The 23,565-nt window shown below is 33.2% G+C and carries 25 protein-coding genes; 24 read left to right on the top strand and 1 reads right to left on the bottom strand.

Annotation, left to right across the window (positions count from 1 at the left end; genetic code table 11):
• Positions 1–20: 20 nt before the first annotated feature.
• The 13 genes from KO529_RS16570 (at position 21) to KO529_RS16510 (ending at position 14,503) form a co-directional block, all read left to right on the top strand.
• Positions 21–1,433 carry a hypothetical protein gene (locus KO529_RS16570; RefSeq protein ID WP_215948979.1) on the top strand — a complete coding sequence of 471 codons (1,413 nt, stop codon included), beginning with the start codon at positions 21–23 and terminating at the stop codon, positions 1,431–1,433.
• Complete coding sequence (locus tag KO529_RS16565) at positions 1,430–5,032, top strand: helicase-related protein (RefSeq protein ID WP_215948978.1); 3,603 nt, start codon at positions 1,430–1,432, stop codon at positions 5,030–5,032. Before KO529_RS16570 ends, KO529_RS16565 begins: the two co-directional genes overlap by 4 nt.
• Before the next feature lie 3 nt (positions 5,033–5,035).
• On the top strand, positions 5,036–6,907 hold the full coding sequence (gene drmB, locus KO529_RS16560) for a DUF1998 domain-containing protein (RefSeq protein WP_215948977.1): 1,872 nt from the start codon (positions 5,036–5,038) through the stop codon (positions 6,905–6,907).
• A gap of 216 nt (positions 6,908–7,123) precedes the next feature.
• Positions 7,124–7,759, top strand: a complete 636-nt coding sequence (locus KO529_RS16555; RefSeq protein WP_215948976.1) for a hypothetical protein — start codon at positions 7,124–7,126, stop codon at positions 7,757–7,759.
• 254 nt (positions 7,760–8,013) lie between these two features.
• Positions 8,014–9,042 carry a serine hydrolase domain-containing protein gene (locus KO529_RS16550; protein ID WP_215948975.1) on the top strand — a complete coding sequence of 343 codons (1,029 nt, stop codon included), beginning with the start codon at positions 8,014–8,016 and terminating at the stop codon, positions 9,040–9,042.
• 173 nt (positions 9,043–9,215) lie between these two features.
• Positions 9,216–9,767 (top strand): DinB family protein, encoded by a 552-nt coding sequence (locus KO529_RS16545; RefSeq protein ID WP_215948974.1) that lies wholly within the window; start codon positions 9,216–9,218, stop codon positions 9,765–9,767.
• A 157-nt stretch (positions 9,768–9,924) separates the two neighbouring features.
• Positions 9,925–10,863 (top strand): hypothetical protein, encoded by a 939-nt coding sequence (locus KO529_RS16540; RefSeq protein ID WP_215948973.1) that lies wholly within the window; start codon positions 9,925–9,927, stop codon positions 10,861–10,863.
• Positions 10,864–11,110: 247 nt separating this feature from the next.
• On the top strand, positions 11,111–11,686 hold the full coding sequence (locus KO529_RS16535; RefSeq protein ID WP_215948972.1) for a flavodoxin family protein: 576 nt from the start codon (positions 11,111–11,113) through the stop codon (positions 11,684–11,686).
• Positions 11,687–11,689: 3 nt separating this feature from the next.
• Entirely contained in the window at positions 11,690–12,517 is an 828-nt protein-coding gene (locus tag KO529_RS16530) for an RNA polymerase sigma factor (RefSeq protein WP_215948971.1), read from the top strand.
• Entirely contained in the window at positions 12,514–12,867 is a 354-nt protein-coding gene (locus tag KO529_RS16525; RefSeq protein ID WP_215948970.1) for a hypothetical protein, read from the top strand. The genes KO529_RS16530 and KO529_RS16525 overlap by 4 nt, the downstream gene beginning before the upstream one ends.
• Positions 12,868–13,099: 232 nt before the next feature.
• Positions 13,100–13,642 carry a hypothetical protein gene (locus KO529_RS16520; RefSeq protein ID WP_215948969.1) on the top strand — a complete coding sequence of 181 codons (543 nt, stop codon included), beginning with the start codon at positions 13,100–13,102 and terminating at the stop codon, positions 13,640–13,642.
• 271 nt (positions 13,643–13,913) lie between these two features.
• Positions 13,914–14,213, top strand: a complete 300-nt coding sequence (locus KO529_RS16515; protein WP_072994315.1) for a type II toxin-antitoxin system RelE/ParE family toxin — start codon at positions 13,914–13,916, stop codon at positions 14,211–14,213.
• A 5-nt stretch (positions 14,214–14,218) separates the two neighbouring features.
• Positions 14,219–14,503: an addiction module antidote protein gene (locus tag KO529_RS16510; protein ID WP_072994314.1), complete on the top strand. Its 285-nt coding sequence runs from the start codon at positions 14,219–14,221 to the stop codon at positions 14,501–14,503.
• Positions 14,504–14,742: 239 nt separating this feature from the next.
• Here the strand turns inward: KO529_RS16510 and KO529_RS16505 are convergent, their stop codons facing one another.
• Positions 14,743–15,150, bottom strand: a complete 408-nt coding sequence (locus tag KO529_RS16505) for a winged helix-turn-helix transcriptional regulator (protein WP_215948968.1) — start codon at positions 15,148–15,150, stop codon at positions 14,743–14,745.
• Between the two features lie 101 nt (positions 15,151–15,251).
• Between KO529_RS16505 and KO529_RS16500 the strand changes: the two genes are divergently transcribed.
• From KO529_RS16500 to KO529_RS16450, 11 genes are all read left to right on the top strand, one after another.
• Complete coding sequence (locus KO529_RS16500) at positions 15,252–15,635, top strand: nuclear transport factor 2 family protein (RefSeq protein WP_215948967.1); 384 nt, start codon at positions 15,252–15,254, stop codon at positions 15,633–15,635.
• A complete protein-coding gene (locus KO529_RS16495; RefSeq protein ID WP_215948966.1) occupies positions 15,635–15,970 on the top strand; it encodes a TfoX/Sxy family protein in 336 nt (111 codons plus the stop codon). The genes KO529_RS16500 and KO529_RS16495 overlap by 1 nt, the downstream gene beginning before the upstream one ends.
• A gap of 196 nt (positions 15,971–16,166) precedes the next feature.
• Positions 16,167–17,429, top strand: a complete 1,263-nt coding sequence (locus KO529_RS16490) for a serine hydrolase domain-containing protein (RefSeq protein ID WP_252734452.1) — start codon at positions 16,167–16,169, stop codon at positions 17,427–17,429.
• 190 nt (positions 17,430–17,619) lie between these two features.
• Positions 17,620–18,075, top strand: coding sequence for a GNAT family N-acetyltransferase (locus tag KO529_RS16485; protein WP_111625660.1), 456 nt, complete (start codon positions 17,620–17,622; stop codon positions 18,073–18,075).
• Positions 18,076–18,239: 164 nt separating this feature from the next.
• Entirely contained in the window at positions 18,240–18,695 is a 456-nt protein-coding gene (locus KO529_RS16480; protein ID WP_215948964.1) for a hypothetical protein, read from the top strand.
• Between the two features lie 143 nt (positions 18,696–18,838).
• Positions 18,839–20,161: an agmatine deiminase family protein gene (locus KO529_RS16475; protein ID WP_252734437.1), complete on the top strand. Its 1,323-nt coding sequence runs from the start codon at positions 18,839–18,841 to the stop codon at positions 20,159–20,161.
• Positions 20,162–20,242: 81 nt separating this feature from the next.
• Positions 20,243–21,079 (top strand): LytR/AlgR family response regulator transcription factor, encoded by an 837-nt coding sequence (locus tag KO529_RS16470; protein ID WP_215948963.1) that lies wholly within the window; start codon positions 20,243–20,245, stop codon positions 21,077–21,079.
• 125 nt (positions 21,080–21,204) lie between these two features.
• On the top strand, positions 21,205–21,867 hold the full coding sequence (locus KO529_RS16465; protein ID WP_215948962.1) for a CPBP family intramembrane glutamic endopeptidase: 663 nt from the start codon (positions 21,205–21,207) through the stop codon (positions 21,865–21,867).
• Between the two features lie 326 nt (positions 21,868–22,193).
• Entirely contained in the window at positions 22,194–22,571 is a 378-nt protein-coding gene (locus KO529_RS16460) for a nuclear transport factor 2 family protein (protein WP_215948961.1), read from the top strand.
• Between the two features lie 196 nt (positions 22,572–22,767).
• Positions 22,768–23,181, top strand: coding sequence for an ester cyclase (locus tag KO529_RS16455; protein WP_215948960.1), 414 nt, complete (start codon positions 22,768–22,770; stop codon positions 23,179–23,181).
• Position 23,182: 1 nt separating this feature from the next.
• Positions 23,183–23,521 (top strand): GIY-YIG nuclease family protein, encoded by a 339-nt coding sequence (locus KO529_RS16450; RefSeq protein WP_215948959.1) that lies wholly within the window; start codon positions 23,183–23,185, stop codon positions 23,519–23,521.
• The last annotated feature ends 44 nt before the right edge of the window (positions 23,522–23,565 follow it).

Genomic DNA, 23,565 nt, shown 5'->3' with positions numbered 1-23,565 from the left:
AGTGTATCAAAAGTCTTGATATGAAAGTACAATTTATCCATTCAGAGTTTGGTTTTGATTTGAAATCCTACGGAAACATATTACGAGTTGGCTTAAATGCTATTCAAAAAGAAACTATTGAAAATCTCATAAACAGGCTCAACATCAACAAAGAATTAGAAAAAGAGTTAGATAATGCAGGTGGATATACAACAGATTATCTCAAAGACAATAATCCAAAAACTGAACTCATTAGTTTACTTCAACTAATTAATGAAAGACAGCCAAAACAACAAATTTTATTCGACTTCTTGAATAAAAGCGACAAAAGAACAATTGTAGTAGTTGACAACAATGATTTGGATTTCATAAGTCAACATATCAAAAACAGAAGAGTTGAAACAGTCCCTTTTTCAAACTTAAAACGAATAGATATTCAAAACAAAGTTTTGGTATTTTATTCATTCAACGGTCAGAAAGATTTTGATTATTTCTACAATTTAGATAATGAAATAAGATTGATTATCTATAAACAGGAAAAGAACTTATATCACAAATATCTTGACCAAAGGAAAAAACTGATTGAAACTGAAATCAAATCAACCGACCGTTTTAAAGTTTGTGGTATTGAATATAAAGAAACAAGAAATAATGTTACTGACATCAGTTCTACCATAAATGGTATTGTTTGTCGATTAGACGAAATGAATAACAAGGCTTATGATGGATATAAAGAAGAATGTGATTTATTGCTGAATGAAATTGAAGAAAAACTTATTTACAAAATAATAACCACGAAAATCGAACTGTTCTTAGAAAGCAATGATACCGTTTTTACTGATAAAGGAGATTTGATAAAATCCTATAAAATCAAAGTAGGAGACAAAATTAGAATTTATCCAAAAGAACAATTAGCCGATAACCTTTATCAGGTTGCTGTTGAAACCGAGCCTGACATTTTTGGAAAAGTAGAAGAACACTCAAATTTTTGGAAACAAATCATATGTGATTTGCGAAACAAGTTTGGAGATGAACAACTTTATCAAAAATTAAAAGAAAACGGCTTAAAAGTGTTACCTAATACATTAGCAGCTTACGGTAGTGGATTTAGAAAGTTTCCAATGTATAAAAATGATTTAAGAGCAATTTTAAAATTGTATTATCATAATTTATCTGATAATGAAATTGACACGATTTTAAACCCAGTTTTAAAATCAAAAACCACTTACAATAGCACAATGATTGTACTTGGTCGTGGGTTAAAACAAGAATTGCGTCTGTTTTTGAAGAAAAAGAAAATTGGGGAAATATTGAGAAAAAGAAATTTCAACGAATACACTTTACACGCTTTTGTTGATGAGTTTATGCCAATGCACACAGTTGTTAGCAAAGAAGCTATTAGTGAAAGCATTGAAAAATTAGAAGAAACAGCTTTACAATTAATTGAAATATGAGCGTAAAAGAGAACAGAAATATAGTCATTGAACGTGTTAAGAAAGAAATAATCGGTCCAGGTTCTGACATTTTTCTATGCAAAGATGATTTTAGTGATGAAATCATTGAAGGGAAACCTTTACAACGATACTATTCGGGAATTTTATTTCCAAAACAGTTACAACCAAATGCAAGCGACAATGGCGAGCAGGAAATGAAAGAAGAAGATGCAGATGATGTAACTGATTTAAATTCAGACATAGATGAAGAAGAAAAAAAGGAAAAAGAATTTTTTAAAGATGATGATGAAACGGATAAAACAGACACTCAACCCAAATATACTTCAAACACGTTTTTCCCTTCCCATTTCGGGATTACGTTTGCCGTTGAAAAATCTTGTGAAAAATTTAAAACTGTTATTTCTTTTGGAAATTATTCAAAAGCAAAACCTGAGGAAACAAAAATTTCTTATGATGGCGAAGGTATAAACTTACTATCCGAACACGGTTTAAATAATTTTATAAGTTATGACGAACCGAACAAGACACTTTCACAAACTAAAAAAATACAGCGAACAAAAGACGGAAATATAACCGCAGAATACCAAGCATTTCAAGATGGATTAAAATCCTTGGCAAAAGCAACATCTTATGACCACGCCTTATACAAAATCATTTCAAAACTTTTTTTTAAAGACAAATACAAACGAAATGACAATTCAATTGAGATTGAGACAAATATCAAGGATATTCTTTCAGCCGACAATCAGCACCTTGAATTAATACTATCTGAACAATCAAATGTGAATACAGAAAAATGGAGCAAGGAAATGAAGGAAAACCTTGTTGTTCATTTTAAAATTTACACAAATTATTCTGACAAGTATTTTATTAAAGCAGTTATTGAAAATAAAACATTGATTCCTAAAGACAAGTTTTCACTTTCAAAAGAAAAGGTAAATCAATTATCCTGTTTTCAAACTGAAGTGAGAATTGAAAGTGGAAAATTGTTACCATTCAGGGATTACAAAGCACATTTGTACAAAACTGATGAAGACAAAATGTTGGATTATCTCTATCGTGATAAATTAGCATTTGGTATTGGACATAACACAGCTTGCACTTGGGAAAATGCTCAATCACCAAACACACCTCAATGGATTCAATCTACTTTTTTGCCTGAATATGATGTAAAAAACCAAAGTTCAGAAACCGACAAAATTAAAGGAGACATTCTAAACATTAAAAACCTTTCTGTTTACAATTCTGATACAGAAAGTATTATCTCTAATCTTACGCAGGTAGCTAAAGCATACAAAAATTGGATTGAAGAAGAAAATAAATCTGCAAACGGAAATGAATTAGGTTTAAAAAACATCAAAAAGTGTGAGCAGATTTACGACAGAATAATCAATGGAATTAAATTACTTTCTGAAAATGAAAATGCTTTACGAGCATTTCAATTATCTAATACTGCTATTTATCTGCAATTTTTTCAAAGCCAGCAACATTTTAGTAAGAAAAAAGAAGGATATGAAGTTTGGGAACGTAGTGAACCATTACAAAATAAATTTCAAGATTATGGAACATTGCCATTCCCCTCAGACCGAATACCAGAATGGCGACCATTTCAATTAGCATTTATTTTACAATGTTTGGCTTCGTTTGTTGATGAAAATAGCAATGAAAAAGAGTTGATTGATTTACTCTACTTCCCTACTGGTGGTGGAAAAACAGAAGCATATTTAGCAGTTTCAGCATTCTTGATTTTTTGGAGAAGAATACAATATCCTGATAGTTACGATGGTGTAAACATAATCATCCGCTACACATTGCGTTTGCTTTCTGCACAACAATTTGAAAGAGCTTCAAAATTAATTTTAGCTTGTGAATTTATCCGAAGTAATCATACAGATTTAGGTGACAAACCTGTTTCGATTGGTTTTTGGGTGGGTAAACAAACAATTCCTAATTACTTAAAAGATGGTAAGAAAAAATTAGAATACGCTCAAAATAAGCTCAATCAAGGCAATCAATATGTTGTAAACCCTTTTCAATTATCAAACTGTCAATGGTGTAATACTAAAATTATCTCACGAATAAATGAAAAAGACAAAGCACATCAAATTGGACATAGAACTTACAGGCAGTTAAGAAGCTATTGCTTGAACAATGCTTGTCATTTTTCGGAACAAAACGGAGGTTTGCCAGTAGTCTTAATAGATGAAGATATTTATTCAAATCCACCTACTATTCTTTTTGCGACCGTTGATAAATTTGCATCATTAGCTTGGAAAGGAGAATCTACTACATTCTTCAACAATGGCTCAAATCGTAAACCAGAATTGATAATTCAAGATGAATTACACTTATTAAATGGAACCTTGGGAAGTTTAGTTGGTTTATTTGAAAATGCCTTGTTGCAACTTTGTGATAACCCTAAAATCATTGCTTCCACGGCAACCGTCAAAAATGTTGACAAACAAATTCAAGGTTTGTACGGCAGAGAAGCACGAATATTTCCACAATATGCTACTAATTCAGACGACACATTTTTTTCAAAAGTAATTGAAGAAAGTAAAAGAAAATATATAGGCATTTTACCAACGGGAAAGACAACTGTTGTTACCAATTTACAATTATTGGCATCATTGCTTTTTGCAAGATTGGAAGTTTGGAAAAAGTCGTCAGATAAAAAAGAAGTAGATAATTTTTGGACGATACTCTCTTATTTCAAGAGCTTAAAAGAAATTGGACGATTTTCTAATAAAATTAATTCGGAATTAAAACCAATTATCAAGCAATTACAAGTTCGATACTTGAATAACAATTCACATAGTGAAAGAAGTAATTACAATAAATTATCATATCGAAACATTGAATTGACAAGCCGTATTCCTAATGAAAAAATCAAGAAGAATTTAGATAAATTAGAAATTGAATTTAACGGAAACATCAATGAACATAAGGCTTACGACTTAGTATTGGCAACTAATATGATTAGTGTTGGTCTTGATGTTAGTAGGCTAGGTCTAATGATAATGAACGGAATGCCACCAAATACAGCTGAATATATTCAGGCAAGTAGCCGTGTGGCAAGAAAAAACGAAGGCTTGGTTATTACGCTTTACGACCCATTCAATAGCCGTGATTTATCTTACTTTGAAGATTTTGTACAATTCCACAAAACATTTTATAAACAAGTAGAACCATTAAGCGTAACACCATTTGCCGAAAATGCTTTGGACAAAATGTTGTTTACACTAATTCTTGCTTATTTCAGACATACCACACCATATACCGCTAATAATGCGGCAACAGCCTTAATTGATGACAAAGTAAAAAATGAATTACGAAATAATTTGCTTCAACTTTTTCAAAACCATCACTTTGCTCAAAATGATTTACAACTTATAACTGAAAAGATTGATAATATTTTAAGAGATTGGAAATATAAAATTGATGCACAAAAAGACCTTAAATATTTTTGGAGAGACCATCCTAAAGATTCATTAATCGTGCCTATTCAAGAGAAGAAAAATGATGACGATACCTTAACGGCAATGCAATCAATGCGAAGTGTAGAACCAAGTGCTGAGATACTTATTAGACAATATTAACATATGCCAAACGACAAAATAAAACACGGAAGAAGCAAGCATATTTCAAATTATGGTGGTGTTGGTTCTTTGATTGAAACAACTGATAATTCTATAATGATAGAAACCTTTGATAATTGGGGATATGGAGATTTAAACGAAAAATTAGCTCATTATATCATAAAGGACGATAGATTATTGCAACGCTTAAAAAACCGTTTCCCAAATTTGAAACATTTGGTTTCAATACCTACTGACAGAGATTCTTTTTTGCATCAAGTAAGACCAAAAGCAAATTATTTCTCAAAATGGTTTTATTGCTCTTATTGCAAACGGTTTGCACCATACAACGAATGGAAAACCCGTTGGAGAAGTGCAGGCAAGAAACTTGATTTTTTCAATCCACCAAAATGCAGTAATAAAGACTGCAAGGAAAATCATTTGGAGCAAATTCGTTTTGTTATGACTTGTAAAAATGGTCATATTCACGATTTACCTTGGAAATTTTGGAATAACCGTTTACCAAGCGACCGAACCAACGAACAAGAAAAAGAAGAAGCAAATGAAAAACCAACAGGTCCGCAATTAGATTTTTCTAAACCTTGTTGCGAAAATCAAAACTTAATCTACAAAATCAGTCGAGAAAACACCGAACTATCTGGTATATGGATTGAGTGTAAAAATTGCAATAAAAAAGCAAATCTAAAAGGTATTTTTAACTATGAGCAAATCTGCAATGGTAAGAAATATTGGTTAGGTCAAATTAATGGAAAGTTTTACGAAGAAGAGTGTTCAGAAATTACAAGCGTAAAACTGAAAACGAGTAATAGTGTATATTATTCGAATAGTTTAAGTAGTCTATTTATTCCTGAGCTTCAAAATCCACTATCACCAGAAGTAAGAATTGATATCGACAATATGTTAGAAAGTCGAGAATTCTCAACAGAACAAATAATTCAATTAATAAGCATCCAAAAGAAAATTGAAAAAGAGTTGATTCAACAATATTTAGACACAGGAGACATTAAATACATTCCAGATAATATTTATCGACAAACTGAGTACGACTATTTCTTGGAAAAGGAGCAACCAGATAATAAGCAGATAAAATTCCGTGTAATTGATAGTAGTGAACAAATCAATGGGTTTAATAAGCTTATAAAAATTGACAAATTAAAAAAGACAACCGTTCAAACATCCTTTACAAGAAACGAGCCTATTGATATTGATTCAATATTGCTCAAAGATGGCGATAATGCTTATGAGTACACAGTTAAAAGACAATCAGTATCAAAAAACAATTTTGACACAAAAACCTTACCTGCATCAGAAAGTTATGGAGAAGGAATTTTATTCATTTTGGATAATCATAAATTGGAACAATGGGAGAGCCAACAAGTCGTAATTGAACGCACAGAAAAAATAAAGACTAATGCTAATAATGCCGATTGGAAATCTCATCAAATTATAGCCAAAACTTTAACACCAAGAAAAATCTTAATTCATACGCTTTCGCATTTGTTGATGCGTGAATTGGAATATGTCTGTGGTTATCCTGTATCTTCTTTGTCTGAAAGATTGTATGTAAACGAAACAATGCACGGATTTTTAATTTCTGCTTTTGATGGAACTGACGGATATTTAGGTGGATTATCAAATTTATGTAACGATTTAGATAACCTCAATACTATAGTTAATAGTGCCATTTTCAGGGCAACTGATTGTTCATCCGACCCAATTTGTATAGAATCAGATGGTCAAGGAGTTGGTCAATTAAATCTTGCAGCTTGTCATTCTTGTGCTTTAACACCTGAAACAACTTGTGAGCTATCGAATTTATACCTTGACAGAGGATTAGTAATTAATAAAGAATATGGATATTTTGCAGACAGATAATAAGCCAACGCTAAAAGCCATACACATTTGCAATTTGCATCAGCCGACACACAAGCCAAAAATTGCAAAATAGTATGATTTGCCAACTCACGCTTCCAAACAAGCATTAAAACTTCGGAAAACCAAGTAGGAAGTGGAAAGCCAGCTTACAACAATGTATAAAAATAATAGCGGTTTAATCGCTAAAACGAAAGTGAGTAAATATAATAAAGGTCTGTGTTTAACGGAAATTTAGTGCGTGAAAATCCGCTACTATTCTTATACGAGACCGTTGTGCACAATGAAAACGATATGGAAAAAATATTGATCGGATTAATTTTGCTTTCGACGTGTCTAGGATCAGGACAAAATAGGAGTCCGGAAGATTGGACCGAAAACGATATGGCCCAATATGCCAAACTCAAGGAATTGGCCGGTTATGTTTATCAAAAGAAAAAAACCGAAATTTCCAAGGACAGCCTGTTCAAAAATTACGTCTACTTCGACAACGTGTTAAACGACACCGACAAGGAAAGAAGAGAAAGAAGAGCTGTGCAGTTCGACACTCTATTCTATTATTTCAGGAAAACCGTTGACAGTATCGGATTGGAAAACCTGGACGCGAAACCGGTAAGATTCTATAAAGGCCATAAGATCTATGAACCTTTTGACAAGGAAAAATCCGAACATGAAACCATTGGAGGGGAAAAAATGTATGCTAGAGATGAAAATGTTTTTGCATACTACAAAAAAAATGACCCTGAAAATCCCTTGGGCGTATTATTGTTTGAACCTGAAAGCGATAAATTGGCTGCTTGGATAATGTTGAACCAAGGTGGTTATAGATACTTTTTGACCTTCAATTTATTCTGAAAACACTGTGCACAACAATTGCTATAACAAATAGGGCGTTAAGTCTTGGATCCATTGGCTTGGGCATGTTTGTGAAGTCCGCCAAATCTTTTGATTTGGCTCTTGAAATAAAAAAGATAAGAACAAAATGCAAAAGCTCTGGCTACGGGCACGGGCGGAAACGAAACGTTTCCCTGCCCGCCCCACTTGCCATAGCAGGAGCGTTGTGGCTAATTTGAAAAACCAAACACAAAAGCGAAGACTGAAACAGAAAAATGATAAAAAACAAAAAGGCCAAATGGCTTGTAAGAGCAATATTACTTGTTGGAACCGCAGTTTCATTGTTTTTTGTTCCTTGGATTTTGGTAAAGGCTTGGATTTTACCGCTACCAGATACCGTTCAAGAACAAGTAGATGAAGCCATTGGACATGGATTTGATGGAATGATTGTTTATGTAGACCAAACAGGTAAACCACCACAATTTTACACAGGCGGGTGGAAAGATAGAGAAAAGAAAATACCTGCCGACCCCAAATCACTCTTCAAAATCGCAAGTATTAGTAAGTTGTATACTGCCGTAGCAGCTACAAAATTGGTCAAAGAAAAGCGTTTGTCTTTTGATAAACCATTAACCGATTACCAACCCGAACTAAAAGGAAGAATAGAGAATGCCAATGATATCTCATTGAAAATGATGATTCAACACCGCTCTGGAATTCCAAACTTTACGGACAATCCAGCGTTCTGGGAAAACGAAGAAGAAAATGGCAAAAATCCATTAGATTTTGCTTTAGACTTACCTGCTAGCTTTAAACCAGACAAAGGTTATGAATATTCAAACACGAATTATTTATTACTGCGCAGGATTATGGATGATGTTTTAGGCTATAACCACAATGAATATATCAAAGAGAAAATTTTAAAACCTCTGAACCTTAACGACACCTATTTTTCGATTACCGAAGTAGATTTGGAAGACGTGATGAGCGGATATTATGTAGGAATTGAAGAAGATTTTAAAGCCCGAGAATTTGGAATGTTAGCAACCGCAAAGGATGTAGGCACATTCCTAAGAGCCTTGAATGATGGTTCAGTATTTGAAGAAGGAGAGCAGGAATTATATCCTTACGAATATAATCACGGTGGTTTAGTCATTGGTTATCAAAGTCTCGCAGAATATCATAAAGATTTAGATGCTGTGGTAGTTCAATTTATAAATACAACAGATTTTGAAGGGTATGAATGGAACTTGTCAGAAATTATAATTAACCGAATCGTAAAAATCATTAAAAAGAAAAACTAGCCACAACATTGTATAAAAATAATAGCGGTTTAATCGCTTAAACGAAAATGAATTTTAAAAATCAAAGACAGTAACAAACCAAAAAGTAAGTGCATAAAATCCGCTACTATTCTTATACTAGACCGTTGCCATTCATTGTGAACAAACTCAACGGAAATAATAAATTGAACCAAATGAAAAACATAAAATATATATTAATTCTGACTTCGGTAATGATTTTGTCTTCATTTTCACAGCCGATTTTTGCACAAGAAAATGACTTCATCAAAGAATATTTGGAACGATTAGAAAAATCGAACGAATACTTAATTCTTGTAGCGGAAACAATGCCAGAAGATAAATATGAATTCAAAGCAACACCTGAATCAATGAGTTTTGCGGAAAATTTAATGCATATTGGTTGGGCAATGGATTGGCACAGTCAATCATTAATGGGCGGACGCGAGGCGAGAATATGGGATACTGACACGGAACTTAAAGTTGACAACAAATCGAAAAAAGAAATGATTGCCAAAATCAGCGAGACTTTTGACAAAACAATAGAATTTATCTCAAATTTTGACCCGAAGAGACTTGAAGAAAGATTGGATTATTTTGGAGCAGACAGAACAAAAAGGCAGATTTTATTATTACTTGCCGACCATATAACACATCACAGAGGACAAATGCTTGTTTATATGCGACTGAACGGACTAAAACCACCAAGATATGTTTTGTATCAATAAAACAACGAAATGGCAACACCGGCTATAATTCAGGGTGGTTTATGAACTATTTTGAAAAATATATAAACTTAACAAACCTGATTTCTCTGCGGACAAATCCTGCGTATTTATCCACGCCGAAATCATAGCCAAACCCGTTAGCTGCAACCTTAAAAAAATGGAAACCGATTACCAATTATTCTATAAAAGTTATTTAAAAGAGTTTCATTTAGTCAAGGCAATAAATCTAAAGCGAACTATAGAAAATCATATTGAGCTTGAAGAACAAGTTAAAAAATATGAAATACATAATTCTCTAACCGAAAACACAAAATTTATTCTGCAAGCCGACTTGAGACAGAACTACTTTCATGCAATAGAAACCTTTTTTGAGTTTTTCTTTGCTTTTCTACCAATCAACAGAAAAATTCCAGATAATAAAGCAATTTTAAGAAAATTAGTGAAATCTAATTGGAGAAAAAACTACAAAAAAATTCAAAGTATAGCAACAGGAAAATTGAAACTAAATTTTCTAGACGAAATCATTGACTTTGAAGGGCATAAGGTTTCTGTTGGCCACTACATGTTTTACTTAGGGATTTTTCCAAATGGTAAATTCCCAGACAAATTATTCAAGTCAATTGAAAAGAGTATAAATGATGTCAAATTTGGTCTAATTGAAATAGCAAAGGATTTTTCTGACCGAGACGAATATAATGCCTACAAACATGCTTTACGAATCTTTCCATCTTTTAAAGCCTTATATCTACTAGATGCAGAAACTAACAAAGTGGGAATGGAATGGGATTTATCTAATTCTTTATCGTTCCAGACATACGAGGAAAAAAATGAAAAGTCATCAATTAGAACAAAAGTTTTTGATACAGAAAGGGATTTTAAAATGACCCTTTTTTGTGGTAATTTGATTTATAATATCATGGCTTTTAGAGAAATTGTTTTCTGTGGTCATTCCGAAGTAGACAAAAAAATAGCAATCCGGATTTTTGATAAAGATGCAATTGACGAATGCAAAGAATATAATGTTAAAATTCAGGACCTGGAATTCACGACGGAACGAATAAAAAAGGCAGCAGCTAACAATGGCTATAACAAATAGGGCATAAAGTGCTAAATTTAATGGCTTGGGCGTATTTGCTAAGTCCACCAAATCTTTTGGATTTGGCAATTAAAAAAGAAAAAATAATTACAAAACAAAAAGCTCTGGCTAGCAGACCAGACGGAAACGAAAAGTTTCCTTGCCTGCCCTACTTGCCATAGCCGAAGCCGTTGTAGGGCATTTGAAAAAAACTCACGATAAGTTGTCACACCTTCCGTTTTGGATTGTTATTATATAAAACAATCTTATGACAAATGTATTAATCGTATATGCTTCACAATTTGGGAATACGGAAAAAATGGCAAAAGCAATGGAGCAAACCTTACTCGAATCAAGTGAAATTAAGTGCCAATTAAAAAAGGCTGAAACAGTAACCGAAACGGATTTTATTAACGCAGATGCCATTATTTTGGGCAGTCCTGTAAAAATGGGTTCAATTGATTGGCAACTGAAAAAAATGATTGACACCGTAATGGGTTCACTTTGGGTTGCGAACAAACTTGTCGGAAAAGTGGGTGGAACTTTTGCTTCTGGTGGCGGATTTGGCAAAGGTGGTGCAGGTGCAGAAATAACTTTCACTTCACTAGCCAATGTCTTAATGGAAATGGGTATTATTTATGTTCCTTTACCAAAAAACACACAAGGATATAAATTTGGTGGAATTCAATGGGGAGCTTACGGAGTTTCTGCAAATGAAGATATGCAACCGCAAACTTTAATGGAAAATCAACTAGAAGTTTGTAGAATACACGCTCAAAATATCGCTAGAGTTGCAAAAACTATAAATGGACAAAATTTATTCCAATGTGAGTTGGAAAACTAAAATATGATGGAAAAAGAAGATATTGAACTATTAAAATCTGCAATAGATGGGAGCAAAAAAGATTTAGAAACTCTTATTGTAAGACATTATGATTTCATTTATAATGTAGCAATAAGAATGGTTTTTTACAAACAAGACGCTCTAGATTTGACCCAAGACATAATCGTTAAGATTATTACAAACCTATCTTCATTTCAAGAAAATCAAAATTTTAAAGGTTGGCTGTATCGTATAACAGTCAACCACTTTTTGAACAGTAAAAAACGACCTATTGAAAAATCAGTCTCAAGTTTTAGTGGTTACGGAAACGGACTGGATAATATTAAAGATTCCTACTTTGAAGCAGAAAACCCGATAGAATCAAAACTAATATTAGAAGAAATAAAAATAAGCTGTACAAGAGGAATGTTAATGTGTCTATCAAGACCACAAAGACTATTGTACATATTTGGAGAAATATTAGAAATTGACCATAATTTAGGTGCTTATATTTTTGATATAACCAAAGAGAACTACAGAAAAAAACTTTCAAGAACAAGAAATGACTTGCAGAACTTTATGAATAAAAAATGTAGTCTCGTAAACAGCAACAACCCTTGTAAATGTAGAAACAAAACAAAAGGATTTATTGATAATGGCTGGATAGACCCAAAAGAAAAAACGTTTACCAAAGAATATAATCAATTGGTAAGCGAAGTCATTAGACCATTAAGTGAACATCTTGATAATGAAATACCAAATGCGTCTAAAAAGATATTTCAAGAGCAACCATTTTACAACCCAGACAATAAGTATGAATTATTAAAAGATTTAAAATTAGAGACCATATGAAATATTGGAAAATGCGAAATATCAAAACGGGTCTTTTCTCATTGGGCGGAATTGATGCAGAGTTTACCGAAAAAGGGAGCGAATTTAAAAATAAAATAGGTGTAAAAGGTACTTTGTTCCACTATGTTTATGGGTTTAGAATTGACGAAGATGGTGTAAGGCGTTTTCATCCAAGAGGTTCGAGAAAAGTAGATGATTTTGAAGCTGTTTGCTTTGAAAACAACAAGGAAATTCAAATAATATCAGGTAGAAATATGTTTACCCGAAATCAATTACTGAACAAAGAGGACAGGATTTTAAGTGATTTGACACCTGCGGAATTAAAGGCTGAAATGAAAAAACAATTTTAAATCTGAAGATTACAGCGGAAAAAAAACGCCCTGCAACAATGTATATAAAACATAGCTATTATAGGGTTTCCCAAAGGTTTCTGCTTATTTAACAAGAATGCCAAATTTCTAAATTTGGCCTTTAAAATTGATAAGTTAAAAACAAAATATAAAAATTCGGCTCTTTGTTTATCCAAAAAGTCAGGGTCTTATAACACGCTACGTTTCATACACAAAACGTTGTGCCCAATTTATGACAAACATTTACGAAATAGAAAAACCTGCTACTGAAACCAACTATTTTACAATTGGAATTAAGTATGTTGTGTTATTCATCGTTCTATTTCTTACAAGTTGGATTGCGATTCCATTATTCATAGCAAAAGGACGCGGAAGCAGAATTAATCCGGTTGCGGAATTTTTAGCGGAAAATCCTCTTCCTTTTAGCTTAATATTTTCTGCAACTATTATTGCTTGGTTTGTGTATTGGATTAGAAAAAAATATAAATATGGAGAAGTGTTCAAGATAAATTTTGATGACGCTACACAAATCCTAAACGTTTGGACAATCAACACAATGAATAAAGCGGAAAAAGCATACAAATATGATTATGAAACTCTTGATTTTAAGTTTTATAAAGCAGACGATGCTCTTTTTGGTAAGCAAAGAATTTTACACATACTAAAAAATCAAAAAACAGCTCACGAAATAAATTTTGACCGAACAGCCTGGTGTCGAAATGAAGGACTTGAAAATCTAATTGAGCGAATTAAAACTGGGCACAACAAAACCTAAACGTAATGCGGACTTTAGGTCAAAATCTAGGGGCCTATGCATATTTATAAAGTCGCTAAATTTTATGGATTTAGCTTTGGACAAAAAAAGAAAAAGCAAAACAATAAGCTTTAGCTTCGTGCTAAGACGGAAACGAAAAGTTTCCTTACTTCCGCACTACGCTTAGCTCAGGCGTTGTGGTGCATTGTCTCACTCAAGTCGAAAATTCCAAAAATTTACTGCGGATTAAAAATAAATATCTTAAATTTGTATCCAAGTAGATACAGTTTTTATGTTCTTTATTGAAAAAACAATCGAATTTGATAAGTGGCTGAGAAAGTTAAAGGACTTGAAAGGCAAAGCCAAGATTCTGTTTAGAATACAGAAACTAGAAAACGACGAACACTTTGGGGATTGCAAACCTGTCGGTGACGGAATTAGGGAATTACGAGTGAATTTCGCAAAAGGTTACAGAGTTTACTTCAAAGAAAAAGATGGTAAAATAATTGTTCTACTCATTGGTGGAGATAAGTCGACTCAACAGAAAGACATAAAAAAAGCGAAAGAAATCTGGAACAAATTAAATAAATAAATAAAATGGGAACTTCAAAATTTGACATAGCGGATTATTTGGACAGCAAAGAAATGATTGCAGAGTATCTCAATACTGTTTTAGAAGAAGGAGATAATGACGATGTGATAAATGCAATTGGACACATTGCAAAAGCGATTGGAATGACTAAAATATCTGAAGAAACTGGATTAAGTAGACCGAGTTTGTACAAAGCCTTATCTGAAGGTTCTAAACCTCAATTTGCTACGATTATGAAAGTTTTGAAAGCGATTGGAGGACAAATTCAGGTGAATCCAATGTCTGCTTAAAAAAAAAAAAAAACGACACCACAACAATACCTATAAGTAATGCGGAGTTTGGTGTTTAATTCTATTGTTTGTGTATATTTATGTGTGCGCAAAATCTTTAGGATTTTGCTCTGAAAACAAAAAAATAAAACAAAACAAAAAGCTTTTGCTACGTGCGTAGACGGAAACAAAAAGATTTCCTTGTCTCCGCACTACTCATAGCTTGAACGTTAACCACAATACGGAAAAAAACGAACAGGCTACCCAAATTCTTCAGTTAGTTTTTCAAGATAATCGGAAATGACTTTTGACTTATCCACTTGGATTTTTTTACCAAGTTCCCTTCTCGGACAGTTTTCATTGTACTTTGCACCCCAATCCATAATTTCAATGACAATCGGTAGTAAGTCAATGCCTTTTTTCGTCAAGCTATAAACAAATTTGGACTTGTTTTCAGGCGAGACCTTTTTGTAAAGGATATTTTCAGATTCAAGCACATTCAGTCTATTAACCAAAATATTCGTAGCAATTTTTTCTTCAGATTTTAAAAATTCGCTGTATGACAACTTCCCACGGAGCATAATATCCCTGATTATTAACAATGACCATTTATCACCGAAAACGTCTAACGAACAACTGATTGGACAGTCCGACCTGTTTTTTTTCATTATACAAAAATATAAAAAGTACTTGCAATTTACAATAACATTTATAAATTTGTAGAACTTGCAAAATGCAATAACTTGAATTAACGACAAAAAATAAAAAAATGGTAAACTATACGACTACAAAAAAGCTTTTAGAAACGTATTACAAAGGCTTTGCAAAAAAAGGAGGTTGGGAATCCGTAATCTCGGATGACTTTGAATTTAGGGCTGACAATATGGAAAATGAAGATATAAATAAAGGAAAAGAAGTCTATGTAAACATTATTGCACGATTTTCAAGGGTCTACCAAAATATGCGAGTAAAAAGAATGATAATAGATGGAGATAATGCAAGTGTGATTGCCAATTACGATTACATTTTCCCAAATGGAAAGCATATTTCTGGAGATGTAGCGGAATTTTGGACTGCAAAGGATGGTAAATTGACTTCATTGCATATCTACTTCGATACGCTTACGTTTGACAAAAACACACCGAAAAAATAATGGGATACAGCGAAAACATCGCACAAAGGATTAGAGTTTCTCTCGAACATTTAACTAATGTTAAGGAAAAGAAAATGTTCGGCAGTTTGGCTTTTATGGTCAAGGGTAAAATCTGTTTAACTGCTGGACCAAAAAGAATGATGTGCCGAATTGACCCCAAATTGCACGAACAAGAAGTCAAAAAAAAAGGATGTTCAACTGTTGTGATGAGAGGACGGAATTACAAAGGTTACATACACGTCCAAGAAGAAAACTTGAAACAAGAAAATGAATTCAAACATTGGATTGAACTTGCATTGGACTTTAACGAACAACTGACCTCAAAAGGAAAATAAAAAGTACTGTGGCTAACAACGTGTATAATTAATTGCTAGTTCTAGCCTACTTACGAAAATCCTCCCACGCCCAAAAGCGTGGGGGGACGGATTTTCTATTCGGTTTGTATTTGCTAAATTACGTACTAAACCACGAAACAAACCATATACAAACACGTTATGCTCAATTTCTAAAAACCACATATCCTTGAAAAAAATGTACTATTACAGACTATTACTTCTTTTATTAATTGTTCCATATTCAAATTTATTTGCTCAAACTTATGATGGTTTTTCAAATAAGGAAATTCAATCCGTATTTAAGCAATGGAATTTGGATAATTGGGATGATGGAGGTGAAATATCTCGTTATATATTTTTAAATATGCCTGAATTTTGGACTCACGCCATTATCAATAGAGAAGGAAATATTAAAAGCCTGAAAGAAGATTACCGCAAAGAAATCGAGGAGTTTGTTGTTACTTCTGAATTAGGACAAATGACACTTCAAAACTATGTCAAAACTAGCGAGAAAGTGGATGGTATGATAATATTGCAAGGAGACCGTATTGTATATGAAGCCTACCCAAGAATGTTTCCAAACGATAGGCACCTTTACTGGTCAGTATCTAAAGTATTTGCTTCAACTCTTATAGCAATTTTGGAAGACAGAAAACAACTTGATGCAACAAAACCGATAGAACATTATCTACCTGAACTTAAAGGGTCTGGATGGGAAAACGTTCCTGTTATTGACATTCTTGATATGGCTTCAGGAATTGATTGTCGTGAATGGGTTGATGGTGCTTTTGAAAACCCTGAAACTTGTTACTATCAATTTGAAGCAGCACTTGGATTTCTAAAACGAACAGAAAAAACCGCAGACAATGCTTTTGAGCACATTAAGACCTTATCATCTGCAAAAACCTCTGGAGAGGTATTTGAATATACTTCAGTAAACACATACGTTCTCTCTTGCCTCATAGAGAGAATCACAGGTCTTTCTTATGCAAAAAATATTGAACGTGAAATTTGGCGAAAAATCGGTGCGGAATCTGATGCATTTATTACTCAAACAAATGGCACTAGCATTTCTCACGCAGGAATTAATTCTACACTTCGAGATTTAGCTCGATTTGGCTATATGTTTCTGAACGAAGGTCGTTCAACTGAAAATGCTTTCGTTTCAAATGAATATTTTGATAAAATTCAAAAGCAAGGTCGTCCTCACTTGGTAACTGCATACGGTTCTGAAAATTACACGCTTGATAAAGAAGTTGTTCGTCACAATACCTATCAATGGGACAAAGTAATGGAAGACGGAGATTTTTATAAAGGTGGATTTAGCGGACAAGGTCTTTACATTTCTCCTTCTCGCAATTTAGTGATAGCCTTTTTTGGAACTGCCGATGATGATGGAGTTTATAACGAATTAGATGATATTTCAAGACAGGTTTCTAAATCAGACCTTTTTAATTAATAGAAGAACTGAATTAAAACAGAGCATAACAACGTGTATAATTAATTGCTTGCTTCTAGCCTACTTACGAAAGTCCTCCCACGCCCAAAAGCGTGGCGGGACGGATTTTCTATTTGCTTTGTATTTGCTAAATTAGGTGCTTAAAACACGCAACAAACCATATACAACAACGTTGGCATTAATTAAGAAAATGAAAATTAGAGAAACTCATAGAAATGAATATACCATTTCAACTGACAAGGATAAATTAGATGTTTTGAGCATTCACAAATTCCTTTCAAATGAAACTGATTGGGCTAAAGGAATTCCAATCAATACTTTGAAAACATCAATTGAAAACTCTTTGAATTTTGGACTTTATTACGAAAACAAGCAAATTGGCTTTGCTAGAATAATTTCAGACTATTCAACTATTGCATATTTAGGAGATGTTTATGTTTTAAAGGAATATAGAGGAAAGGGATTAAGTAAATGGCTGATAAATGAAATAATGGAACATCCTAATCTTCAAGGATTAAGACGCTGGATTTTATTAACTGATACAGCTGAATGGCTTTATAAAAAGTTTGGTTTTTCAGAAATACCTAATCCTGAATTTTATATGGAGAAACACAACCCGAATGTATATAAGGGAATAAAAAACTAATGCCAACAACGTGCATAATTAATTGCGGCTGAATTTCCTCTCGGAAATTCAATCTTATTAATTATCTTTCAGTTACGGCGGAAAACGACTCGCGTCCTTTCCCGCAACTAATCATACACAAGACCGTTACCAGCAAGCTGAACTCACAAAAAACAATTTATTAATTGAATAAAACATTGAAAATAGGATTAATAATAACTTTTATAGCGGTTGTAATTATCTCATTATTTGTTTGGCGATTTTTTGGACAACCTTACTATAGAATTAGCCTTATCGGAACCGAATACATTGAAAATGCGGACGAACTGAATTATGCAAATGAGCAACTTGATAATAAGCTGATTTTAATTAAAAAGTATATGTACTCAAAAGATGTAATGTTGATTGGTTTTGGTGGTGGAGGAAGCCGAACAGATGATTATTTTTCTTATGGAATTGCAGATAACAATAAGAATATTTTAATAGAACCTAAATATCAGTTTATATCTTCGAAAACGAGTTCAAAAAAAGAACCAATAATTTTTGGACTTCCATACGTGAAAGAAGGTAGCGAAAAAATGATGTTCTATAAAATTGCGGATGGAAAACTTGAACTGATTGATGAAAAAGCAAGCTGGTAACAATGTATATAGAAAATAGGCGAACTAGTAGTAAATTCAAGGCTTTTGGCTCGTATTAAAGTTTGTGCGTAACCGAAAGTGGAGTCCTTCGAAATCGCCTACTTTTCATAGCCTAACCGTTAGCATAAATAAAATCATCAACAATGAAATATATTTTAACCATATTTATACTACTAACCATTTTTAGTTGCAATCAAAAAAATGGTGAACAAGGCATTGATGAATCAGCCTTTTATATGCCGGCCGAATGGGAAACTCACCAGGCTATTTGGCTAGGCTGGAGAGAAAGAAAAAACACACAATTTCAAGAAGGGATTGTTGAGTTAATAAAGACGCTTACACCTACAGTAAAAGTCAAAATAGCAGTATCATCAGATAGCCTGTTACAGGTAGCAAAGAAATATCTGAGTCTTCAAAAGGTCGATAGTACCAGACTAGAATTTCACGTTATACTAGGCGAACAATATTGGATTCGCGACTATGGTGCAGCATTTTTAGTCAACAAAAAAGGTGAATTAGGGGTTGCAGATTTTGGCTTTGATCAATATGGTCTTCCTGAATTTTTGCGATTAATGCATGAGGGCAATGTCGATAGCATTCGCAAATACTCAGAACTTTGGATTAACCCTAAAACGACTATGGTCGACAGTTTGATGGCAAAAGTTGAAAATGCTGTTATTCAAAAAACGAGTGTTGTACATGAAGGAGGCAATATTGAAGTGAATGGGAAAGGAACACTCATAATCTGTGAAAGCGCTGTATTCAACAGAAATCCCAATCGTACTAAGAAAGAAATTGAAAAAGAGTTTAAAAAGGTCCTTGGAGTCTCAAATATCATTTGGCTCAAACAAAGCCTGGCAGATGATCCAAATGGTTTTTACAGAAGGATTGCTGACAATTATGTCGGTGGAGGTGTGCAGCATTCAGACGAATTTGTACGATTTTCAGATGCGAATACGATTTTATTGGCTTGGGTTGACGAGGATGAAAAGGATTTGAATCCCATAAATAGAATAAACTATGAAAGAATGAGTGAGAATCTTAGAATTCTTGAAAATTCTACCGATCAGGATGGCAAGCCATTTACCATTGTTAAGGTCCCGTTACCAGAACTTATCACTGAGAAAATTATAGCTACGGAAAATATAGACTTTTCAGAGAATTCACTTGACTTACCTCCCAGTTGGTTTCTTCCTTCTGAAAGACCGCAAGAAGGAGATACATTATTGAGAATACCTGCAGCAAGTTATATGAACTATCTGGTCACTAATGGCTTGGTAATTCTACCGACATATACTAGAATGGGCACCTCTGAAAAAAGAGAGAAAGAGGTCGAACAGATTTTTAAAAAGCAATTCCCTGGTCGTAAAATCGTATTTCTTGACTTCATGCCGCAGAATTGGGACGGAGGTGGAATACATTGCTCTACGCAACAACAGCCAAAAACTGATGCTAACAAAAAATAAACGCCATTAAAACAGGCGTTTATTCAGAACGTTAGCTGCAATGGTAAAAACACATCGTCCTACAATAGAAACTTCAAATTAATGAGTACTTCACAACCAACCAAGAATGCATTAAAAACAGTATTGATTAAATTTAACTATAGTTCTCTATGGAGTTGGTTTCAGAAATTAATTGTCTTTATAATATTCTCTTTAGTCCTAAATCATTTATCAACTCCCGAGAGTTTCCTAAATAGTGAATCGTATCGATTCCCTGTAGAAGGTTTTCTATCCACTATTGCTTTGTGTATTCTTATTGGAATTATAGCAGAGCTTAATTTTAAATATTACAAGAAAAAGTATTTCTCTAAAAAAGTAGAAATCGCCTCTATGTCATGGTATATGGTCTCTACTCTTGGGTATATTACAGTCATGTATATTCCGTTAGGTATTGTCTTAAATAAAATTGCGGGTGGAGAAACTGAATTCTATTATTTATTAATTGGATTGCTAATTACCTTGTTGTTAAGTTTTATTCTCATAGGGTTAGCATATTCCCTAGACATCTACAATTTATATAAGCTATCTATAAAAGATAATGAAATTACTATTGAAAGTGGTGCGAAAATAACCAAGCTTACCTACGAAAATATTGCATGTTTCTATAGCGAAAATAAAATTGTCTATACTGTTCAAAATGATGGCACCACAATTACCACCGATTTTACATTGAATGAACTCGAAGAAAAAATAAACGACCAATTGTTTTTTAGAGTCAATCGTCAAATTATCATTCATAAAAGTGCGGTAGACCAAATTGAAAAAATTGCAAATGGCAAGTTGCGGATTACGTTAAAAACTTCTATTGAAAATGATGCGATTACCGAAATCAACAGCAGTCGTTATAAACGAAAAGCATTTATGACTTGGTTTCAATAAAATAAATTATAAGATATCGACCATCCAGTTATCAATTTACTACCATTCAGTAAAAACATTAATATTTAAAGGGGTTTTTGGGAGTCTTGTTCATTACTTCGTCTTAGAATTTAAAATCAAAAACGATGAGAAAAATGACCTTACGACAAATTATAATTCCATTAGTCACTCTTGCCATTATTTGTTTCATGTACTTTGGGCCAATCACCAGAACACCTTTTGAAAATATAATTATCTCTATTATCATCATTATAGCTAATTACTTAGAATACGAGGGGAAACCATTTTCAGCGCTTGGGTTTAAACGTGCAAAATTCAATGCAAAAAATCTCCTTGTGCATGCTCCGTTAGTTGCACTGGGACTCTTTATTTTTTATGTCTTTGCAGTGGTTCCGGCCATTGAGATACTAACAGGAATTCCTATTGATTATTCAAGCATGAGCCAATTGGAAGGAAACCTTGAAGTCACCATCGTCTGGCTATTAATAGTGTGGGCTACTGCAGGATTTGGAGAAGAAATTATTTTTCGAGGTTATCTTATGCGACAGTTCGTCAAATTCTTTGGAGACAGTAAAAGCAGTCTTGCTATTAATATTCTAATAATTTGTGGTTTTTTCGGATACATGCACATGCAGCAGGGAATAACAGGGCAACTTGTTGTAGTAATTATCGGAGCACTCTTATCTATAATATTCTACATGCGCAAATACGATTTATGGTTTATGATAATGATACATGGCTTTTTTAACACACTAGGTATTTTGAGTTTTTACTTTGGTTTGGCATAACTACACCAAATGATAACATTAAACAGATAGACTTTTTGCTTGTTTGCTTAAATGGATTTAACTCTTGCGCAACATATCAAGTCACTATATGTAATTTATTCATGCCATGTCCATTGTTTAATGTATTCATGTGTTCGCTGCGCTCGGTAGGACCGCCACATTTTATTCCCAATACCGTCGAAAAACAAAAAAGGTTTTCACTATATTTCCATAAAATTGCCCACCAACGCTACAACCCGCCCACTGCTGTCGCAGATGTCGTACATAGCGCTGCGTTGGCAACAAGCTTAAAAAAAACTCGGAACTGAAATTAAAGATTCGGAAAAATGACAAAAATAACTGTAAGTGCTGATTGCGGAAATGCACCGAAAAAGGAATTTTTAAAAGAAATAAATATCGCTTTTGCGAAAGGAAATTTGGATTTTCTGACAGAGAGCGTAACGGACAAAATTGTGTGGAATATAATTGGCGACAAAAAAATTGAGGGAAAAGAAAATTTTACAGAGGAATTGGGAAAGATGAAAAAGGAAAAAGCATCGGAATTGATACTCGACCGAATTTTAACTCACGGAAAAGAAGGTGCTGTAAGCGGAATTATAAAAATGCAGAACGGTAAAAAATATGCGTTTTCGGACTTTTATGAATTTAGTGGAGCAAAAGGAACGAAAATAAAATCAATAACATCATACGTAATCGGAATTTAACCAAAAGTGGAAAAAAGCCAGTTGCCAACAATGTATAAAAATAATTGCTCAATTTTGGGCTTAACCAAAGGTCGTTGCAAGTTTACTACGTCTGATTTTCCTTAACGCCAAATGGCGTCACAAGTCGGAAAATCCTCGCACGTAAACTCGCAACTATACTTATACGTGCACGTTAGCACCAACTTAAAAAAAGAAGATGAACAAAGAATCTTTCCTTCGGGAATTTATGACTGAAATTTGGAATAAAAAGAATTATGATAAAGTTGAACAATATGTTCATCCAGAATATACAATCCATATTGATACAACTGACCCTTGGGAAGGAAAAACTTTATCTCATTCTGAATTCAAAGAACGATTGAATTTTTCATTCAATTCATTTCCTGATATGAATTTTGAAATAACATCTGCTATTCCAGAAGAAAATTACGTTGCTATAACATGGATATTAACAGGTACTAATCTTGGAATGATTGGAGAATATCCGCCAACTAAAAAATCCATTAATACAAAAGGTCTAACAATTTATCATTTTAAGGACAATTTAATTAATGGACACACTCAAGTTTTTGACAGAATAACAGTTATGAAACAATTAGGATTTATGTAATATGAAAACTAAAAAAGAACTTAAAGAAGCCTACCAACAATTGAAAATCCCAATGGGAGTTTTTCAAATAAGAAATATTAGTAATAATAAATTTCTGATTGACCATAGTATTGATATGGAATCAAAATGGAATAGACATAAAATGGAACTCAAATTTGGAAACCACAGGAATCGGAGCTTCCAAAAAGATTGGAATGAGTATGGAGAAGAAAATTTTGTATTTGAAGTTTTATCAGAATTAAAAGGTAGAGACGAAGAAAATATAAATTATAATAAGGAATTGAAAACGCTGCAAGATATGGTAACTGAAGAGTTGAATATTGAGAGTATCTACAAATAAAAAGCAGGTGCCAACAACGTATATAATTCATTGCTAGTTCTAGC

Source organism: Arenibacter algicola (genome assembly GCF_018860365.1).
Lineage (GTDB): Bacteria > Bacteroidota > Bacteroidia > Flavobacteriales > Flavobacteriaceae > Arenibacter > Arenibacter algicola_B.
The sequence above is the reverse complement of the archived record's forward strand: the minus strand, read 5'-3'. Positions and strand labels throughout refer to the sequence as shown.